Raw genomic sequence first — 18,257 nt, 5'->3', positions numbered from 1 at the left:
CTCGGACTTGGTTATCTAGTTTCTAGGACAATAATAAACAGAAGTATAAATACATCTGAAGAATCTATTATTGTTTCTAGTATAGCATCGGTTTTAAGCTTCTCGTTACTTGGACAGATATTCAACATTCCATCAACTTTAGCTAATTTTCTGCTTGGTTTAGGTGCTTCCTATGCACTGAGAGATACCAAGAAAGTATCGAAGATATTAGCACCATTAATTGATTTCTCCTTAATATTTTTCTTTTTCTCAGCTGGCAGTTATCTAAATTTATCATTGTCAGCTCTATATATACTAGTGCCAATATCATTAATTATGACACTAGTTAAATACTTATCATTCAGTACTTCATACTGGTTAACAGGATCAAATTTCCTCGTAGCCTTTAGATCAGGAATTTATATGACTTCGTTAAGCGAACTAGGAATAATTGTGGCACTTAACGCATTTCAGCAAGGTATCATTACCTCACTAGTATATAATTTATCCGCATTCTTAGTCATGATGTCATCGACCATAACCAGTATAACAGTGCCTAGGGAAAGAAGAATAATAGGACTCATATCAAAGACATATGAAAAATTAAGGATAGATAGAATTGATGGAGCCCTGCAAAGAATTACAAGAGTGATTAAATTAAATAGAAATACAACCTCAAATTTTATACTAAGGTTTATTTTAATAGGACTAATAACAGTATTCTCAGCCTCTTATCTTCTTATATTTTTAGTTTCTTTTGCGAGATTTTTTATCTACATAGCTCCGCTTATATCAGTATTAGTACCGTTTTCATTAGCTTTACTTGTAATAGAGGAAACTAGAAGATTAAGTAACTTGGGACAAAAGAGAATAAATGAAGTTATTTTATGGATCATATACGTGTTCATGACGATCAATTTTGAGATCTATATAGTACGAATAATATCACAACTTAATTACTATGTCATTTATTTAGGAATATTGGTCTCCATAATTGTAATAACAATAATGTATCAGCGATTATACACCTTTATTAAAGAGTTGGATAAAAATCTTTAAATTCATAAATGTTTTCACTTCTCTTCTCGATTACAAGAGTGCCTCTAGGTAGTAGATAAATGGTTCCATCTTCAGCCTCGACCTTCAGAATATTTCCACTATGCTTAAAATAGGCTACTATAGCACACATAACCGCATCAACTTCGTCCTTCTTTTTAGCCCCAAAATCCCTCCAATTCAGATTAATGTTCTTTTCAGATGATGTCGGATGGGTCTCAATTACTTCTGAATTTAAAACGGAATTCAACCTGATTGCTCTCTCTACTAGTCCTTTCATCCAACTTGGAGGAAGTACTCTAAAGCCATTTCTTATCATCATTTTATCTACTTTTCTAAATCCCTTAGACATAGATAATGGGGAGTCAATGGCAGTAACTTTGGAACCGGAACAACCCGAGAGAATCTCTTCATCAGAAACAACATCGCTCACGTGAATTAATGAATCTTCAAAAATGGCAATTGTAGAAGGTCGCTTTACGGCTAAATCTATACCACAAAATTTCAATATGAATTCCCCCACTCAATAGTATGACATGAAACCGCCAATTATTTTAATTAATTATAAAGCTTATGAAAATTCCTATGGTGAGAAAGCTATTGAAATAACAAAGAAAATAGAAAAAGTAAGTAAAGAATATGGAAGCGAAATAATAGTTTCAGTTCCTGCTACAATGATATACCGTATAAGTAAGGAATCAGAGTTAACTGTATTTGCCCAACACGTTGATACTGGAGAACAGGGTGCCAGAACAGGAGCCATATTACCTGAAATGATAAAGGATGCTGGTGCACAGGGATCTTTGCTTAACCATAGCGAGAAGAGAATAAGATTAGACGAAATGGCTGAGTCATTAGAGAGATTCAGAATACTGAATTTAGAGAGTGTCGTGTGTATAGACAGATATGAATTAGTTTTGCCCGTTGCGTTGCTGAGACCTAACGCCGTGTTAATAGAGCCCCCAGAACTAATAGGAACAGGTATTCCCGTGTCAAAGGCTAAACCTGAAGTTATAACTAAGGCTGTGGAGGAAATTAAGAAAACTAAAGATGTTTACCTATTAGCAGGAGCTGGAATAACAACAGGAGAAGATGTTTTTAAGGCAATAGAATTAGGTGCTGATGGTATAGGTGCAGCTAGCGCAGTAATGAAAGCAAAGGAGCCTGAAAAAGTAGTTGAGGACTTTGTAAGAAACGCCATAAGAGCAATGGAGAAAAGAGGAGAATGAAGTTATTATAACATATCCAGCATTTTAGATGCAATATTGTTGTCCTCTAAGTATGTTTCAAGTACTCTTTTTACCTCTTTATCATCCCCATATATTGCCTTTAATATAGCTATTATGAGGAACGTTGACATGATAAGTGACTCATTTCCGCTCTGTATAGACATACTTTCATAATGTAAGGAATTTATTTTAACTACTTTGCCATCTAACACTGAGAGCTGATTATAAGGCAGGTCGGTTATCTGTATATCTATATCAGTATCTTTGCCTTCTTTCTCAAGAATTCTTCTAACTACACCTTTTATGCATTCTATATCCCTACACAACATTTAAATCACATCGATCTGACGAACAACCTGTCATCATAACCTCAGATAAGGTTGGGTTCTTCATTGGAATAAGATTAGTCTGTAGACCTAATAAAGTAATCTTAACTTCTCTAGTACTATTTTTACAATTCTTGTGGAAAAAACTAACAACAAGGAAAATATAATTAAGGTCGCAGATGCTGTAATAGCTGCATTAAAGTAAGTCTGGTACTCATTGTAAATGTACACAGATGCAGGAGAGTCACCATTAAAAATCCAACCAGAAAGAAAAGGTGCTACAATAGAGACTGAACCGAATTCACTGATAGCTCTAGCAATTGCAGTGAGACCAGCAGATATAATGCCTCCAGTTGACAACGGAAACACGACCCTGAAAAAAGTACTAACTTCTGAATATCTTAAAGACCATGCGAACTCTTCATAACTTCTTGGTAAAGATTCGTAAAAATTTTGCATGGCTCTAACGTATACTGGAGCTGATGTTATAATTAGAGCAAGTATGAGACCTAAATAGCTATAATAAATGTTGATACCTAATGAGGTCAGAATTTTCCCTAATGGATTAAGAGGACTTCCCATGAAAATAACCGCAATCCCCACTATAGGATGAGGAATAGATGCAGGAATATCAACTAGGCTTTCTATCAAAGGATTCCTGTGTCTAGCTAAATAATAAGCCAAGGGGGTAAAAATAATTATAATTAAAACAGTCGCCACACTTGAAGAGAAGAAGGATAGTGCTATAGACGAAAGTAGTGCTTTACTAAATGCAGTAGATCCCACAAAATATGGACCGTAACCATAGAATAGCAAAAATAAAACCGGAATAACTAACAGCACTGTTAACACAAATGAACTAATCTTAAAACCTGTAGAGGACTTTACCATCCGCGAACTTCCCCCTTCAAATCAAATCTTAAGTGAAAAGTATCAGATTTTTTATTTTCCCTTTCTATAACGCGAAATATAGAAACCAGTTTGCTCTTATACCTGGAATAATGCCTCAATTCTCTTTCTACTAAAGTCTTAAGGGAAAAGAGTAGTAGTCTTGAGTTATTTAGCCGATATCTTGGTGTTAAGATTTTTTTCTTTATCCTCTTTTCTCTCAAACATATTCTCCAGGTAACGCTATCCTGATATAGTTTGATCATTAAGACAACTTTACCAGAACTCATGAATTAAATTACATATTTATGTAAAAGCATATATATTTCTTTTGTTATATATTAGTATCTTTGTTATATATGGCAAAACAAGTTGCCTAAGGCTTAATGTAATTTGTTTAATATGCGTTTTAATTCTGTAGGTAGAGAACGTAGATATTATTTACATTATCTCCTGTAAAACCAGTTTGAATGACGTTACCTGTTTTCTCAAGTATTTCATACGACGAGTGGGACTCAATATAATAATCAATGTTTTCTATTTTTACATTATGATCTACATGACAACCTGCATACTCACTATTACCGTCAATCCCATCGGTTGCTACAGCGTATAATTTAGCTTTAGCTCTTATATATTTTAGGAAACCTAAACATACCTCTCCATTTCTTCCTCCCTTACCAGCTTTTGATGTTATTTTCACGTCAGGCTCTCCTCCTGCTAAAATAACATTTTCCCGTCTATCAATTCTTGCAAAGGTATTAGCTATACCAGCTAAGTTTACTCCGAAGGAATAAGCATCACCTTTAACTTCTGAACTTAATAGTAAAGTGTTTCCTAGATAGTTCTTTAATTTTAATAAGACCTCCTCTACGTCCAGTATCTTTACATTTACAGTATTTTTAATATCCTTTGGAGTCTCCACTAGATACTTATTGTAATTTGAGAGACCTATTTTAGCTAATATTCTCTCAGCGTCAGTAACAGAGGTCTTATCAAGAATTGTTGGTCCACTTCCAACAAAACTGATATCACTACCAGGGACATCACTGATTATTAGAGAAACTATTGGAGCTTTAGAGTATTTAGCGAGCCACCCTCCCTTAATTTTGGACAAATGCTTTCTAACCGTATTTATTTCGTCTATGGAAAGACCTGATGTGATTAGCTTATCATTAATTTCCTCTAATACTTCTAATGGAACATCACTGTACTCAACTAGAGCTGAAGCTCCTCCAGACAGTAAAAAAATTACTATGTCATAATCCTCTCGCCTTAACATATCCACAATTCTACTTCCTGCATACAGACTTTTCTCAGTTATCTTAGGATGAGAAGATACTATTACCTCCAGATTATCGATCTCAGCTTTATATGGCGATACTATCAGTCCTTTTAAAACCTTCAGTCTCTCCACGAAAAATTTTGCCATTTTAGGTGACGATTTACCTATAGATATCAAAAGAGGATTTCGAAATTCATAATTAACACCATTAATTTTTAACTTGTTTCCGTTTACTTCTACTTTTTCGCTTAAGGCTGAGTAACTGTCAGAATATGACAATATGGCTTTTACAATATCGGTCTCCATAACTATTAAGAGTAGAATTGAGTTATATCCTTTCAACCAATATTTGGGTTGCTAAAACATTCGGAACCTCATCTATCTTATCATTAATCTTAACCTTTGTAGTATTTTCATATTTGTTTAAAACTTCTATTTTCGATCCCGGCACTATGTGTTTTTGAGTGACCATTGCAAGTATCCATTCCTCTTCCTTTACTATCATCGAAATCTTATATAACTTTCCAACCTCTGCTTCTGTAAGTAAAATCCCTTTTATTTTAATTCCTCTACCTGGAATAGGATGTCCGTGAGGACATGTAGAGGGCTTATTTAACATAACATCTATTTTTTCAATTATATCCTCAGGCCATATATGTTCTAACCTATGGGCTAGCTCATGAGCCCTTATCCAATCTATACCTAATATATCAGTTAAAAGTCTTTCAGAAAGTCTATGCGATTTAATTAACCTCTCTGCTATTTTTCTCCCTTCCTCGGTTAATGTAAGTCTCTTGTTATCTCTTTTTATTAACCCCAGTTTCTCTAACTTCGAAAGAGCTTTGCTTATTGTACCAGGAGATATATTAAAATCGTTTATGATATCAGTAACCCTCGCGTGACCTCTCATTTCCTCAAGTTCATAAATCTCCTTCAGATAATTTTCCAATGGCTCAGATAGCTCGATCAAACCTCAATTCACATTTATTTTTAACTTCACAGTCTGTATTAACCTTGACTTGCCATTTTCCTTAGCATATACCTCAACGAAAATTTCAAATTTTCCAGAATACCCTTGGGATCTAAGAATATCTTTAACGTTTTTTGATATCTCGTCAATAGCTGAAGATACATGCTCATGATAACCACTTTGTACATTTTTTTCTAGGTCAAGACTGTCTAGTTTGCTAACAGCATAGTATTTCTTACTGTCCTGGCTAGTGATCATCCATAATCAATGTTATGTTAAAGTTCATAGAATTAAAATTTAAGGTTTAAATTTCGTATCGTTTACATATAAGAGGAAAAAATATTTATCACAATATTATCAAAATATATTGATGTACAAAGTAATTTTTAAACTTATGAGCAACAGAAAATCACCAAATTCCATTAGGACATTTACGAAAACTGGATTTATAATAACGTATTATAGAAAAAATGGTAACATTGAGGAATACACAACACTATATAGGACCAACGACATCAACGAATTAAAGGAGGCTATAACAGACCTAGCTTATCTTCTCAGCAAGCAAGGAAAATATGGAACTTATGATTTTGCTAGAATTTACATGATAAAGGATGAATATGTTGGAAAGATTGCAGGAGGAGGATTAGGGGCAGCTCTGGGATATACATTGGGTGGGCTTGGAGGTCTAGTGTTAGGAACTTTAGGAGGAATACTTTTAGGTGAGTTAGTAGATGTAGAATTAGGTGAAACTTTTATAGGTGTTATAGCATGGCCCATAGAATTAAAGTACTAGCGAAAAGACTCACTAACTTTGTGATAGGCTTAGTGATGTTTGTTACGTCTCTATTCCTAATCATAAATGTACATGTGGGATTATTTAATGCTATATATACTCTTAACCCTTATCCATTCTATTTTCTAGGCGTAATAGTTGGAGTTGAAAGAATATTTTACTCTATAACCGGTAGCACAAAGATTTTTTCCTTGATAGTGGGAGAAGGAGAAGGGTTTTTCTCTATTGCGTTAATGGGTATATTCCTAGTATTTATAACGTTTGGTATCTATATAGCTGTATATACAATATTCTATTCAAATGTTATAACCATGCTAGTTAATGGATTGGATGGCGCTAGTTTTCTGCTGTTTTCTTTAATCATTTTCAAGTCTTGGTACAAGTAATATAGCTCCAAGCGCCTAATCTCACATAATTTATGTTTGAAAAACCTATCTCGTTAAAGAGTTGTACATAATACTCTACTTGATGCAAATCTACTTTCCACCAACTAGCTAGAATACTGCTAATTGCATTATTTCTCGTAAGAATTGAGGAAACAAATTTTCCTTTAGGTTTAAGAACCCTGTAAATTTCCCTTAAGGCAGTAACTTTAGAGGGAAGTAAATGAAGCATGAACATAGCTGAAACTCCATTGGCAACCTCATCATTAAAAGGCAATTTATTTACATCTGCTCTTAATGCTACAATCTTAGGTCTTTTCTTCTTCAATATTCTTAAAAATTTACTTGAGATATCCACTCCGAAACAATAATTACAGATAGTGTAATCGAAAAGTTTTCCAGTGCCGGTGCCAATATCGATTACCGTATCCCCCGACACAAACTTTCCTGCATTATTCATTATCTCAGAGTACCTATGACCAGAGCTCACAAAGAGACCTAAAGGAGCCCAAATATTTTCATATATTCCGGATACTCTTTCAAGTATATCGTTTAGCTTAACATCATTATAAACGAAATTTATGATTCCTTCCATCTCGACGAAGGAATGACCTCTCTCGCATTTCCACTTCTCAATAAGTTTTGACCCATCTATTGGACACTTTAAGAGATTTAGCATATCGCCTAATCATATTCTCTTAAATATTTAATTTTTTAACATATATTCTGATACAGATAAAGTAGATATAACATTTATTACTAGAGATAGAATTATAAAGATGTCAGTTTGCCAAATGGTGCAAATTATTAGTTTTTAATTGTAACTATATAAAAATTTAAGAAGTTAAATTAGCTATCTCTCACGGATAATTCCTTAATATTTAAAAAATTCAGAAGTTTGTACAACATCTTTAACATCTTATCCCTATTTATGTCAACTTCATTCCCTCCATTTACAATGAACTTCCCTTCCAATTTACTACATAAACTTCCTAGTTTGACTATCCTTTCCGATACACTCTCTATTTGAGACGGCGACTCTATCTCAATTTTTTGCCCTAAACTAAGGTCTTTATACCCTTCTATTATAAGAATGTCTGTGGGTAATAGATAGATTATATTAATGTCACAAGGAATAAACATACCACAATCATTTCCAAAGAAGAGAACATAATCAGCTCCAGCTTGTTTAAACCTAAAGGTATCTTTCCCTGGTGAATCAAGGGAATGATGAGAGTGTTTCAGAACAGTAACGGAATATCCCATATCCTTGAGAGACTTGACTGCCCTCTCTATTGCACTTGTCTTACCTGAATCTTTCTTACCTACCACCTGAATTATACAGTCCATAATGTTTTTTTGCATAAAAGGAAATATTTATTTAATGTTAATATCACTGGAAGAAGCTAGGAAGATAATAGATAATGCTAACATAAGAAATGCTAATATTAGGTCTGAGAGTATATACAACGCAGTTGGGAAAGTAGCAGGAAGAGACATTGTGGCTAAAATTGATATCCCTGAGTTTAACATCTCGGCAATGGATGGATTTGCGTTCAATATTTCTGACTATAAGAAGTATGGTAAGTTAAAGATCGCCGGGAAGATATTTCCATCCAGTTTAGCAATCCCACAGTTAAAAGAAGGAGAGGCGTATTATGTTGCAACAGGATCTCCAATACCTAAAGGTGCAAATGCTGTAGCTAGGATAGAAGCCACTAAAATAAGTGGAGATAATCAAATAGTGTTCAGTGAAGACGTATTCGAAGGCAAGGATATAAAGTTTGCAGGAGAGGATGTTAAGAAAGGAGATATAATAGTCAGGAAAGGAGAAGTTATAAACCATTATCACTTGGGCGTTCTAACAATGCAAAAAATCAGAGAGGTTAATATCGTGGATATTAATAGTTGTGTTTTGGCATCCGGGGACGAACTATGTCCCTATGACTCTCCTGAGGATAATAAGATACCAGACTCAATCTCACCTATTCTTATTTCTATACTTAGAAAGTTCGGAGTTACTAATTACTTTGGAATAGTTAGTGATCAGAAGGAATCTCTGAAAACTAAGCTAGAAAGTATGATTGAGAACTGTGACTACATAGTGTTGATAGGGGGATCATCGGTTGGCGAAAAGGACTACTCAAAGAGAGTTATAGCAGAATTAGGGGAATTACTATTCGAGGGAGTAAGTGTAAATATAATAAAACGAGGTGGAGTTGGTGTAGTCAATGGGAAACCTATCATTAATCTTCCAGGACAAGTAGTGTCAGCTCTGACTGTATTTCATGAGCACGGCTTACATATGATTTCCAGAATGATAGGACAGGAAGTAAGAAAATATGAAAAATATATACTCTCTGAGGATATGCAGGTTGAGCACAAAATGGATTCCATTTATCTATTTAACACTATTGGCGTTTTAGCTAAACCGCTTAGGTGGGGTACAGGACTTTATAGTGAACTAATCAAAGCTAAGGGGTTTGGAGTGTTGAAGAGAGGCAGAATCTACCATAAGGGAGACGAAATTGAGCTTCAGCACCTTATCTTATAACGTTGTAATCCTTGCAGGAGGAGCCTCGAAAAGGTTTGGAGAGGATAAGTGTGACCATGAAATCGACTGTAAAACATTCCTTCAGAGAATCAGTGAAAATTTTGATGAACCGATAATAGTAACAAAAAGAATTAGAAGGGTAAAAAATGGAATTCAGGTACTGGACAATGTAAATAGAGGACCAGTAGAAGCAATAAAGCTAGCATTACCTTACTTAACTAAGGAGAAGGTATTTATAACAGGCTGTGACTACCCATTTCTGTCAAAGAGAATAGCTGACGAGATTTGCAGTAAAGACGCGGAAATATCTATAGTTGATACCGGTGAATTACAACCACTTATAGGATGCTACTCCCTGAAATTTCTTAGGGATAACATAGATAAGGTAAAGAAGATGTTAGATTTCTTGCAACTGGGTAAGAGGATATATATCGTTGGCACTCATGAAATTAGGCTTAAAGGGATACCGTTAAAGTCCTTTGTAAATGTTAATAATTGGGATGATCTTACAAATTCCTATAAACCTAAATTTACATTAAGTAAATATATAATAAAATGTTAGTACCATTTGTTCCTACACCTCCGGAAGTGGCAAGGGAAATGTTAAGGTGTGCAGACGCTAATGAAAATGATGTAGTTCTAGATCTTGGTTCCGGAATGGGTGCCATATTGAATGTGGCAAAGAAGGAATTTAAGGTAAAACTAGCCATAGGTGTTGAATTGGATAAAAAGCTCTCCTTTGTCTCATATCAAGAAAATAACAGAGATGTGGAAATAATATGTGGAGACATGATCTCATTGGCTCCAGTCTTGTTGCCTAGAGCCACAATTCTAGTCTCCTATTTGTCCACAAGGACTAACGAAATTATTGAACCGTATATATTAGGTTATGCAAAAAAGGGGGCTAAAGTAATCTCTCATGACTTTCAGTTTCAAAAACTAGACCTAGTAAAGGTAAAGAGAATTACAGCGATGGGATTTTTTGGACCCACTGAACATACAATTTATTGTTATAAAATATGAAAGAGGTCTGCGTGCTATATTCAGGAGGAAAAGACAGTACATATTCGTTACATTGGGCAGTCTTTAAGGGCTTTAATGTGGTATGCTTAATAACTCTTCTCCCCAGAAGGGAAGACTCTTGGATGTTTCAATACCCTAATGTCACATTTACAAAGAAACAGGCAGAGGTATTGGGTTTCGAAATAATACAACAGGAAACTGTTGGCGAGAAGGACAGGGAGCTGAACGACCTAAAGATTGCGTTTGAAAAAGCTAAGAAGAAAGGTGCTAAAGGAATAGTGGCTGGAGCTCTCTTATCAGATTACCAGAGATTGAATATAAGTATCATTGCTGAAGAGCTTGGGCTAAAGACTTACACTCCGCTCTGGAGAAAAGATCAGAAAGAATACATGTATAGCCTTGTTAGAGAAGGGTTTAAGTTCATTATAACTTCAGCATCTGCATTTGGTTTTCCCTTTGAGTTAGTGGGAAAAATTATTGAAATGGAAGATATCAAGAAGATAGTTTATGCTGCTGAGAAATATGGTTTTAATCCCGCTTTTGAAGGTGGAGAGGCTGAAACATTCGTGGTTTATGCACCTTTATTCAGTAGAGAGCTGAAGGTACGTGGACATAAAGAAAGAGTAAGTGAGTTCGAGTGGAAATATATCATAGAGGATGTTTACTAGGTAGGAAAAAATTAAGGGAATTACTGAAGGGTAAATTCTTGCTCGACTAATTTAGCCATTTTATCTGCACAATCTTTAAGATCACTTAGCATTTTACTTCTAAGCTCATTATAGTCTCTAGCCTTATATAGATATCTAGGTCTACCTGCCTTATTTACAGACTCTTTAATCCTCATTGCTAAACCCATTTCAAGCAACTTATTGAGGCTACGATTTATAGAAGCCTTAGATAATTTAAGGTCGCTCTCTAATTCTTCTGTGCCTTTAGCACCGCTTTTCGCTAGTGCCACTAGTACTTGCACATCAGTTTCTGAAAGACCGTAACAGAACGATAGCACATCAATTAAGGTAGCGTCTTTTCCAGACGGAAACTTCATTCTAGCTCCGCTAATTTGGGACATTTATCTCACAAATAAAGTTCTAATTGATCAAGTATTTATATTTTTTTGATCGTTATAAATCATATCAAGTTATACTTTTAAACTAGATAAATATAGGATTTAACGTTTCTGACAAAAAATATCAAAAAACACATCTAATCTTATTAGTACTATTTTCCCTTTTTGGCGGAAATCTGACTTTTCATACTTATAGTAAAGTTTTAAATATTATGATAAATATATTATGACTGGGAAAACATGGTGGAAGAGATAGTTAAAGTATCAAGAAATTATCAAGTGACAATCCCTGCAAAAATAAGACAGAAATTCCAAGTCAAGGAAGGAGATCTAGTTAGAGTTATCTATGATGAGAATGAGAACGTAGTGAAAATACAAATCCTTAGGGAAGCCTGGAAATAAAAATCCTTTTTATTATTTTATACCTTAATTTATTTCTGGCTTACAATGTATGTAGATGTACATGCTCATATTGATGTGGAGTCTTTTGATAGAGACAGAGACCTAATTTTAAGCGAGTGCGAGATCACAGTCATTAACGCAGGAGTAGATATAAAAAGTAACCTCAAAACCTTAGAACTCTATAAAAAGTACAATAATGTAATACCAGCAGTCGGTTTTCACCCCGAGTTCGTAAAAGATAAGCTAGAAGAGGTTGACAGATGTCTCGAGCTAGTCGATAATGTTAATATAATAAGTGAAGTAGGTATAGACTACTTTTGGATAAAGGAACCTGAATTCAGAAAAAAACAGCTGGAGATACTTTCAAAATTCTTAGATAGAGGAGAGCGCCAAAGAAAGCCTCTAATAATACATGTGAGAGGAGGCATTAATGATTTAATTAATCTCCTGTCTTCATATAAGGTAAACTTTGTCATACACGCATTTGAGGGAAGTCCTTCTGTAGCCCAAAAAATAGTGGAGTTAGGTGGCATGATTTCAATTCCACCAGTTATAGTTAGGGATAAATATAGGCAAGAAGTAGTAAAAAACATCGATTTAAACTATATTTTAACTGAAACAGATTCACCCTTTCTACCACCACAAAAGATGGAGAGAAATAAGCCTTGTAATGTAATATTTACAGTAAAGAAGATAGCTGAATTAAAGAAAATTGAAGAGAAGGAGGTTATTCGACAAATTCATGAGAACTTCACTAAAAAGATACTGATGAAATAGAAAAAAGGAAATTCATTTTTTACTGGGTGAAAAGTAAACCATCAGGAAAAATATTACAAACCCAATAAATGCCGTAATTGTAAATGGTAGAACATATCTAGTTGCAGCTTGGTGAAGAGTTATATCCAGAAGTTCCCATACCAACCCTATTACAGCAAATAAGTAACCTATTCCTAACAGTTTAAAGAAACTAACCATATTAAGTCTCACCCCTCAAAAACTAAAACTGAACCCCATAAAGACATCACATATCCCTTTTGTTCACCCAATAAATTACTTGATAGGTTGTTGGGATTAAAGTTATAGAAGGAAGGATAAATGATGCCATATAGATATGCTGGAGCTTTAGCTTCAAACGTGAAGTTAATTGGCGAATCGTATTTTATAAGCTGATAAACAACAGGAGTTATGGTTCCATTCCACCATACCGCATAAACACCTACATAGAGATTATTAACTGCATAAGGCATCCCGTTACTTGAGTAATTATACAGCCAGTTATGGTCTCCTTTTGGAGTTGGAATATACATGTCTAAAGTAACAGTGGAATTTTCCGCAACAGCTAATGTAGGACCAGGAATACTATCATTAAACAATGCATAATCGTCACTAACTAAGTAGAACATTGGATCAGTAGAATTACTAATGTAAAGAGGAGGATTATATGGGTCTCCAATCAATCCTGACGACTGTGCTACTTTAGTGGATGAGACGTATGAAACGAGAGAGGAATAGGGAATATATCCGCTTTCAGGTATTACTAAAATTTCCCCAGCCTGATATGAAAACCAAGGACCATTATATTCTGAGTTTAGGAAAGTATATGCGCCATAGGGTAAATATGAACCATTAGTGGTACCAGAATACCATACTGCGTACTGTGATATCCCAGGTAAAATCTTTGTATCTACCACATATTTGGAGTTATAGACAGGAATGTATATACTTTCTGTAGCTGATTTACCTTCAATACCATACATTGTCATGTTTAAATATTCGCCCGGATGGACAACCATAAGATTATAGTAATAGGGTAAAATTTCCCCATTTGGAAGAATCGTGATTGACTTTAGGTTTTCTGAGGACTCACTTATCATAAACGTGTACTGGGTAGCGTTAATTATGGTATTTATGACTCTATTGCTCGATGCACTGGATGGAATATCTGAAGTTACATTAGGACTTCCGCCTGAGGTATAGACCATAGGATAGGTTGCAAGTGCAGTAATAACTAGTAACACAATACCTATCACCATCCAATATATCTCGTACCTATCTCCGCCTTCAGCCAACTTTTTCACCCCTCATAAACCTTTAAAGAGACGAAAAGCATTCACAGCGACCATGACTATCCCCAGTGTGAAGACAGCTAACCATAACCACTCAAGTGGGTCAGTAGGAGAAGTTGCGTCACCTGCTAATGCTAAAATTATAGAGCTAGAAACTATCATCAATGCACCAAAAATTGCCAAAACTAATGAAGCTGATAGTCCTTTTCTACCTCTAGGAATTTTATCCTTAAGCAAAGATATTGAACCCAAATCCAGTTGCATAGAAACAGTACCAACGATCTGACCTAACGATAAACCCTCCAAACTTACTTGACTTCCCTTGGCAATTGTAAGTATAACATTAATAAACCATCCTAATGTGGCAATATCGGCTATTGCTGCACCTGCAGTAGCCAAATTCTCTGCAAGGGGTATTCCCCCTGCTCTAGGAATTATTTCCGCCCTTCTGGTTATTCCGTAAAAACCTAATAATTCAAAAGATACAGTAAGGATAACCACACCAACTATATAACCCCAGAAATGAAACCAAGCCATTTTATTAGAATACCACATTTTACCTGAAATCATTGGTATCAATACGTAAAGTACAGCCATTGCGCCAGGCACAATACTTAATAAAATCATTTGATGGAAATGGGCTACAACCCACATACTGTTGTTTACTATAAAATCAAATGAGACAGTCGCATTAGCAATACCAGTAACTCCAGCTAGAATTGCACCAGCGAAACTTGTAATTGTAAATGCAGTAATTATATTCCATTTAACATCCGCTCCTTTTGCTGTTGCCCACAAGTTTAGGAATGTCATGAAACTGGGAATTACAACACCATAAGTCAGAGCCTCTTGAACTAACTTTAGTTCCACAGGCAAATTAATAGTATACATATGATGAATTGGAACATTGTTAGAAAATACCAGATATAATATTGCAGATATACGAGCCATCCTGTCGCTAAATAAGGGCTTGTTAGCTAACATGGGAATTAGAAGATATAGTGCAGCTACTGCTGGCAACCATAACATATAAACCACAGAGTGACCAAATATCCAGAACGCTATTTGATTCAGAAGAGCATTCATTGGAACTACCCCAAAGAAAGATAATATATCCCATACATCTGAGGCTGTCACTCCCGTATATCCTATCATAAATATTAGTATGTCTACTAAAAAGAAGAGTAAAGGAACAGGAAGTTTTTCTTTAAGATTTCTAGTACCTATATACATATGATAGGCAATCCAAAAACCAGCCAAGTATACGAAAGCATCATTAAGGATCCAACCAATAAAAAATAGCGGAGAAACTACATAAAGCGAGTACCCAGGAATCCCTATAGGTGATAGATAATACCAGATGGTTGCCGAAAAGTAATTATCAAAGGCTTGAGAAGGATAAATAAGTATAGGACCCTCCATAAGCATCATTGATATATTCAGAAGAACAAATGCGGTGTTTAATAACCATTTTAATCTAGGTTGTATTCCCATTAGCTTTATGACTAGATATATAATGATTGCAAAGATAATTTGTTGGGCAAATCCAAACAGTGTTCTTTCAGCATGTAGAGTTATTCCCGCGAAGTATTCCTGTGGCGTGAATGGAAGGAAACCGTATATGCCCCATGCAGACTCTTGTATTCTCACCATTAGTCCATCAATGACACCTAATGCTCCCCAAACCACACCTAAAATAAGCATAGAGGATACTATTCTTGTGATCCAGTCCTTGTCCAACTGAAATAAAGTTACTATAATATTCCTAAATGTCATAGACATACTATATCTAAAATATAATCTGTGGAAGGGGCTTTATAACTTTTTTTAATAAATTTGATGAAAACAGTACTAACTGAGTTTATTCCAAAAAATAATTATTTATAAATTTTCATAACTGATTAGATTTCATAAATGATGATTATTACAAATTAGACCCGTTTGTCCCCTTTAAATCACACCTTTATGTTCACCAGGATAACATTAGTTAGAAGACTAGGCTGATCTAAATTAGAGACATAAGAGAAAACACTTATAACCTTGATAATTTATAATATCAAGTACTTATTGCCGGGGTCGCCTAGCTCGGTAGGGCGGAGGCCTGCTAAGCCTCTGGGGTCCCACCCCGCGCGGGTTCAAATCCCGCCCCCGGCGCCATGAATATTATCTTTAATTGTAATTTGAGTGATGAAGAAAAGTATTTGACACAGCAAATGGACATGAAACAAATAAACTATTACCATAAAATGAATGGTCAGCTCCCCTATGCCATAACCCTTACTCTCCGAGATTTACCCCCAGTCTTCCTCCTATCGGAGACCGACGAACGCGGATAGCCGGGCACGGTTGCTCCCTTCCGGGCCTGGCCGGTTCCCCCGGTCAACGTGGAATTCCCTCTCCCTCCAGAAAGGGAATCCACGACTATCTCGCCCCGTCGGGCGATGATCATAGTTAGACTGGGATCTCGAAGAGCAGGTATTATAGCATAGGAGTTACTGGTGCCCACGTTGCGCCATGTGGGTATAAGGGCTGGCGAGACCCTCCACCCTACCTGACCATATAATAATCGTTATATAAAATTAAGAGATTAACTCTAATAGTTCACATAAAGATGAGATAATAATCCCACCATACATTTTGACTACTTCTTCCCTAAAAGGAACACCGGATTTTACAAGATATATACCTCCCAGACCAGCTTTATAATATGCCTCTACGTCCACCTCTGTATCGCCAACACCTATTACGTCTCTTCCGTCCAAATATAGTAAATTTAGGGCTTTATTTATCCCTTCTGGATTTGGCTTACTGTTAATTACATCATCGCCAGTAAGAACTACATCACTGGTAATACCCAATTTCTTTAAAACACTACCTGAGGAAAGTTTATTTGAAGATGTAACTATGGCTGTCTTTATTTCTTTTTTTCTCAAGTGAGATAGTAAATCTAAAGCGCAGGGTGTTGGAGAAGCTTTCTCCTTAACTAGTTCTATATACATTTCATTCTTTACTTCAATTAACTTGCTCCAATTATTAGGAGCCAATAGTTTAGCTATATCGCTACTTTTCCTTCCAAGTAAGTTATCAATTTTTACGTCAATTTTTATACCAAGTCTATCAAGGGCTTTCTCCCAAGCGTCCTTGTGGATAAGTGCAGTATTTGCAAGGGTTCCATCTAGGTCAAATATCACACCCTTCACTTTAAACACGGGGAAATTGTATTTTATCACGAAAATAAAAATATTGTATATCATTAGATGGTTATCGTAAATGTTTGAAACACCACAGCTAAAATCGCAAATACTACCTCTATTCCCCAAATTATGAGGACGATATGATACTCTTTAAATTTTCCAATCCTCATAACTACATGTGTTAATGAATTCGGCTTAGAGTCCCAATGGAGGTAACCTTGATCGTCAATTTTTCCGAATGAGACTCCCTTAAATCTAGTTTTAGCCTTTAAAATAAACTCAATTACATATGGTAGATACAAGAAGAATAGGGCAGTATACATGTATCCTGAAATGCCAATTGAACCGATAACAGATCCAATAAAATAAGTACCTATATTTCCTGGAAAAGTTTTAGCTGGATAGAAATTGAATATTAGGAAACCAAAGAGTACTGACGCTAGGATAATAGATACGATACCAGCATAAAATGATGCACCTCCAGATTTTAACCCTATGTATGCTAAAGCTAGAGCCATAATTAGACCCATTCCTGCCCCTAGACCATTGAGTCCTTCAAGCATGTTGAATGCATTTGCAGTTATAGTCAGCGTTGCAGGAAGTATTATAACATAGAACAATATTCCGAAGTTTACCTTACCCAGAAAAGGAATTGAAATTATCGTATGACCAACACTATATAATATCAGAGGAATTGAGGCAAATATTGGAAGAAATGCCCTAGTAGCCTGGCTTATATTAAAAATGTCATCAAGTAGACCTAGAAAACCTATAATTAATGATGATAATAATATAGACACAACCACGCCTTCTATTCCAGGAGAAAGATTATAAGAGGTTAATAAAAAGGTAAAAGACCCCGCCACAAAGCCAGCCACAATTCCTATACCGCCAAGGACAGGAATATCATGCTTAGACAATTTATTTATATCCTTCCCCGTAAAACCCCTTCTCTTGCAGAGCCCAATTACCCATTTAGTTGATATTAATGTGACAACAAAGCCTACAATTACAGAAAGAAGAATACCTAACAGGGGCAT

The 18,257-nt window shown here is 35.4% G+C and carries 25 protein-coding genes and 1 tRNA gene; 11 read left to right on the top strand and 15 right to left on the bottom strand.

Annotated features, from left to right (window positions below):
- Nucleotides 1–315 precede the first annotated feature (315 nt).
- A complete protein-coding gene (locus SUSAZ_00575; GenBank protein AHC52388.1) occupies nucleotides 316–1,038 on the top strand; it encodes a hypothetical protein in 723 nt (240 codons plus the stop codon).
- Here SUSAZ_00575 and SUSAZ_00570 read toward each other — a convergent pair.
- A complete protein-coding gene (locus SUSAZ_00570) occupies nucleotides 1,013–1,558 on the bottom strand; it encodes a nuclease (protein AHC50636.1) in 546 nt (181 codons plus the stop codon). The genes SUSAZ_00575 and SUSAZ_00570 overlap by 26 nt on opposite strands.
- Nucleotides 1,559–1,571: 13 nt before the next feature.
- On the opposite strand from SUSAZ_00570, the gene SUSAZ_00565 reads away from it, so the two are divergent.
- The gene (locus SUSAZ_00565; GenBank protein ID AHC50635.1) at nucleotides 1,572–2,264 is read left to right on the top strand and encodes a triosephosphate isomerase; all 693 of its coding nucleotides are present in this window, start codon (nucleotides 1,572–1,574) and stop codon (nucleotides 2,262–2,264) included.
- A gap of 5 nt (nucleotides 2,265–2,269) precedes the next feature.
- On the opposite strand, the gene SUSAZ_00560 is transcribed toward SUSAZ_00565, so the two are convergent.
- From SUSAZ_00560 to SUSAZ_00535, 6 genes are all read right to left on the bottom strand, one after another.
- Entirely contained in the window at nucleotides 2,270–2,590 is a 321-nt protein-coding gene (locus SUSAZ_00560; protein ID AHC52387.1) for a hypothetical protein, read from the bottom strand.
- A 90-nt stretch (nucleotides 2,591–2,680) separates the two neighbouring features.
- A complete protein-coding gene (locus SUSAZ_00555; GenBank protein AHC50634.1) occupies nucleotides 2,681–3,481 on the bottom strand; it encodes a molybdenum ABC transporter permease in 801 nt (266 codons plus the stop codon).
- Nucleotides 3,475–3,768: a hypothetical protein gene (locus SUSAZ_00550; GenBank protein AHC52386.1), complete on the bottom strand. Its 294-nt coding sequence runs from the start codon at nucleotides 3,766–3,768 to the stop codon at nucleotides 3,475–3,477. The genes SUSAZ_00555 and SUSAZ_00550 overlap by 7 nt, the downstream gene beginning before the upstream one ends.
- Before the next feature lie 119 nt (nucleotides 3,769–3,887).
- Nucleotides 3,888–5,069 carry a glycerate kinase gene (locus SUSAZ_00545; protein ID AHC50633.1) on the bottom strand — a complete coding sequence of 394 codons (1,182 nt, stop codon included), beginning with the start codon at nucleotides 5,067–5,069 and terminating at the stop codon, nucleotides 3,888–3,890.
- 22 nt (nucleotides 5,070–5,091) lie between these two features.
- The gene (locus tag SUSAZ_00540) at nucleotides 5,092–5,733 is read right to left on the bottom strand and encodes a DtxR family transcriptional regulator (protein ID AHC50632.1); all 642 of its coding nucleotides are present in this window, start codon (nucleotides 5,731–5,733) and stop codon (nucleotides 5,092–5,094) included.
- Nucleotides 5,734–5,736: 3 nt separating this feature from the next.
- The gene (locus SUSAZ_00535; protein AHC50631.1) at nucleotides 5,737–5,991 is read right to left on the bottom strand and encodes a hypothetical protein; all 255 of its coding nucleotides are present in this window, start codon (nucleotides 5,989–5,991) and stop codon (nucleotides 5,737–5,739) included.
- Between the two features lie 112 nt (nucleotides 5,992–6,103).
- Here SUSAZ_00535 and SUSAZ_00530 point away from each other — a divergent pair, with 112 nt between their 5' ends.
- Together SUSAZ_00530 and SUSAZ_00525 are read left to right on the top strand one after the other, a co-directional pair.
- The gene (locus SUSAZ_00530) at nucleotides 6,104–6,529 is read left to right on the top strand and encodes a hypothetical protein (protein ID AHC50630.1); all 426 of its coding nucleotides are present in this window, start codon (nucleotides 6,104–6,106) and stop codon (nucleotides 6,527–6,529) included.
- On the top strand, nucleotides 6,505–6,915 hold the full coding sequence (locus SUSAZ_00525) for a hypothetical protein (protein AHC50629.1): 411 nt from the start codon (nucleotides 6,505–6,507) through the stop codon (nucleotides 6,913–6,915). Before SUSAZ_00530 ends, SUSAZ_00525 begins: the two co-directional genes overlap by 25 nt.
- On the opposite strand, the gene SUSAZ_00520 is transcribed toward SUSAZ_00525, so the two are convergent.
- Nucleotides 6,896–7,591 carry a hypothetical protein gene (locus tag SUSAZ_00520; protein AHC50628.1) on the bottom strand — a complete coding sequence of 232 codons (696 nt, stop codon included), beginning with the start codon at nucleotides 7,589–7,591 and terminating at the stop codon, nucleotides 6,896–6,898. The genes SUSAZ_00525 and SUSAZ_00520 overlap by 20 nt on opposite strands.
- A gap of 170 nt (nucleotides 7,592–7,761) precedes the next feature.
- Nucleotides 7,762–8,262, bottom strand: coding sequence for a hypothetical protein (locus tag SUSAZ_00515; GenBank protein ID AHC50627.1), 501 nt, complete (start codon nucleotides 8,260–8,262; stop codon nucleotides 7,762–7,764).
- A 34-nt stretch (nucleotides 8,263–8,296) separates the two neighbouring features.
- Here SUSAZ_00515 and SUSAZ_00510 point away from each other — a divergent pair, with 34 nt between their 5' ends.
- Genes SUSAZ_00510 through SUSAZ_00495 form a run of 4 tightly spaced genes read left to right on the top strand, consistent with a single transcriptional unit; the run spans nucleotide 8,297 to nucleotide 11,157 of the window.
- On the top strand, nucleotides 8,297–9,466 hold the full coding sequence (locus SUSAZ_00510; GenBank protein AHC50626.1) for a molybdenum cofactor synthesis protein: 1,170 nt from the start codon (nucleotides 8,297–8,299) through the stop codon (nucleotides 9,464–9,466).
- Nucleotides 9,441–10,028, top strand: a complete 588-nt coding sequence (locus tag SUSAZ_00505; GenBank protein ID AHC50625.1) for a molybdopterin-guanine dinucleotide biosynthesis protein A — start codon at nucleotides 9,441–9,443, stop codon at nucleotides 10,026–10,028. Before SUSAZ_00510 ends, SUSAZ_00505 begins: the two co-directional genes overlap by 26 nt.
- Nucleotides 10,022–10,489 carry a 50S ribosomal protein L11 methyltransferase gene (locus SUSAZ_00500; GenBank protein ID AHC50624.1) on the top strand — a complete coding sequence of 156 codons (468 nt, stop codon included), beginning with the start codon at nucleotides 10,022–10,024 and terminating at the stop codon, nucleotides 10,487–10,489. Before SUSAZ_00505 ends, SUSAZ_00500 begins: the two co-directional genes overlap by 7 nt.
- Nucleotides 10,486–11,157, top strand: coding sequence for an ATP-binding protein (locus SUSAZ_00495; GenBank protein ID AHC50623.1), 672 nt, complete (start codon nucleotides 10,486–10,488; stop codon nucleotides 11,155–11,157). Before SUSAZ_00500 ends, SUSAZ_00495 begins: the two co-directional genes overlap by 4 nt.
- A 20-nt stretch (nucleotides 11,158–11,177) precedes the next feature.
- Here SUSAZ_00495 and SUSAZ_00490 read toward each other — a convergent pair whose 3' ends face one another.
- Entirely contained in the window at nucleotides 11,178–11,558 is a 381-nt protein-coding gene (locus SUSAZ_00490; GenBank protein ID AHC50622.1) for a TrmB family transcriptional regulator, read from the bottom strand.
- A 240-nt stretch (nucleotides 11,559–11,798) separates the two neighbouring features.
- Here SUSAZ_00490 and SUSAZ_00485 point away from each other — a divergent pair, with 240 nt between their 5' ends.
- Complete coding sequence (locus SUSAZ_00485; GenBank protein AHC50621.1) at nucleotides 11,799–11,957, top strand: AbrB family transcriptional regulator; 159 nt, start codon at nucleotides 11,799–11,801, stop codon at nucleotides 11,955–11,957.
- A gap of 45 nt (nucleotides 11,958–12,002) precedes the next feature.
- Nucleotides 12,003–12,734, top strand: a complete 732-nt coding sequence (locus tag SUSAZ_00480) for a TatD family hydrolase (protein ID AHC50620.1) — start codon at nucleotides 12,003–12,005, stop codon at nucleotides 12,732–12,734.
- A 12-nt stretch (nucleotides 12,735–12,746) separates the two neighbouring features.
- Here SUSAZ_00480 and SUSAZ_00475 read toward each other — a convergent pair whose 3' ends face one another.
- Genes SUSAZ_00475 through SUSAZ_00465 form a run of 3 tightly spaced genes read right to left on the bottom strand, consistent with a single transcriptional unit; the run spans nucleotide 12,747 to nucleotide 15,799 of the window.
- Nucleotides 12,747–12,932, bottom strand: a complete 186-nt coding sequence (locus tag SUSAZ_00475) for an oxidase (protein ID AHC50619.1) — start codon at nucleotides 12,930–12,932, stop codon at nucleotides 12,747–12,749.
- Between the two features lie 8 nt (nucleotides 12,933–12,940).
- Nucleotides 12,941–14,026 (bottom strand): oxidase, encoded by a 1,086-nt coding sequence (locus tag SUSAZ_00470; GenBank protein AHC50618.1) that lies wholly within the window; start codon nucleotides 14,024–14,026, stop codon nucleotides 12,941–12,943.
- A 12-nt stretch (nucleotides 14,027–14,038) separates the two neighbouring features.
- A complete protein-coding gene (locus tag SUSAZ_00465; GenBank protein ID AHC50617.1) occupies nucleotides 14,039–15,799 on the bottom strand; it encodes an oxidase in 1,761 nt (586 codons plus the stop codon).
- Nucleotides 15,800–16,092: 293 nt separating this feature from the next.
- Between SUSAZ_00465 and SUSAZ_00460 the strand changes: the two genes are divergently transcribed.
- Nucleotides 16,093–16,180: transfer RNA gene (locus SUSAZ_00460), tRNA-Ser, on the top strand.
- 422 nt (nucleotides 16,181–16,602) lie between these two features.
- On the opposite strand, the gene SUSAZ_00455 is transcribed toward SUSAZ_00460, so the two are convergent.
- The gene (locus tag SUSAZ_00455) at nucleotides 16,603–17,232 is read right to left on the bottom strand and encodes a phosphatase (protein AHC50616.1); all 630 of its coding nucleotides are present in this window, start codon (nucleotides 17,230–17,232) and stop codon (nucleotides 16,603–16,605) included.
- A gap of 44 nt (nucleotides 17,233–17,276) precedes the next feature.
- Nucleotides 17,277–18,257 carry a UDP-N-acetylglucosamine--dolichyl-phosphate N-acetylglucosaminephosphotransferase gene (locus SUSAZ_00450; GenBank protein AHC50615.1) on the bottom strand — a complete coding sequence of 327 codons (981 nt, stop codon included), beginning with the start codon at nucleotides 18,255–18,257 and terminating at the stop codon, nucleotides 17,277–17,279.

Source organism: Sulfolobus acidocaldarius SUSAZ (assembly GCA_000508305.1).
Taxonomy (GTDB): Archaea; Thermoproteota; Thermoprotei_A; order Sulfolobales; family Sulfolobaceae; genus Sulfolobus; species Sulfolobus acidocaldarius_A.
The sequence above is the reverse complement of the archived record's forward strand: the minus strand, read 5'-3'. Positions and strand labels throughout refer to the sequence as shown.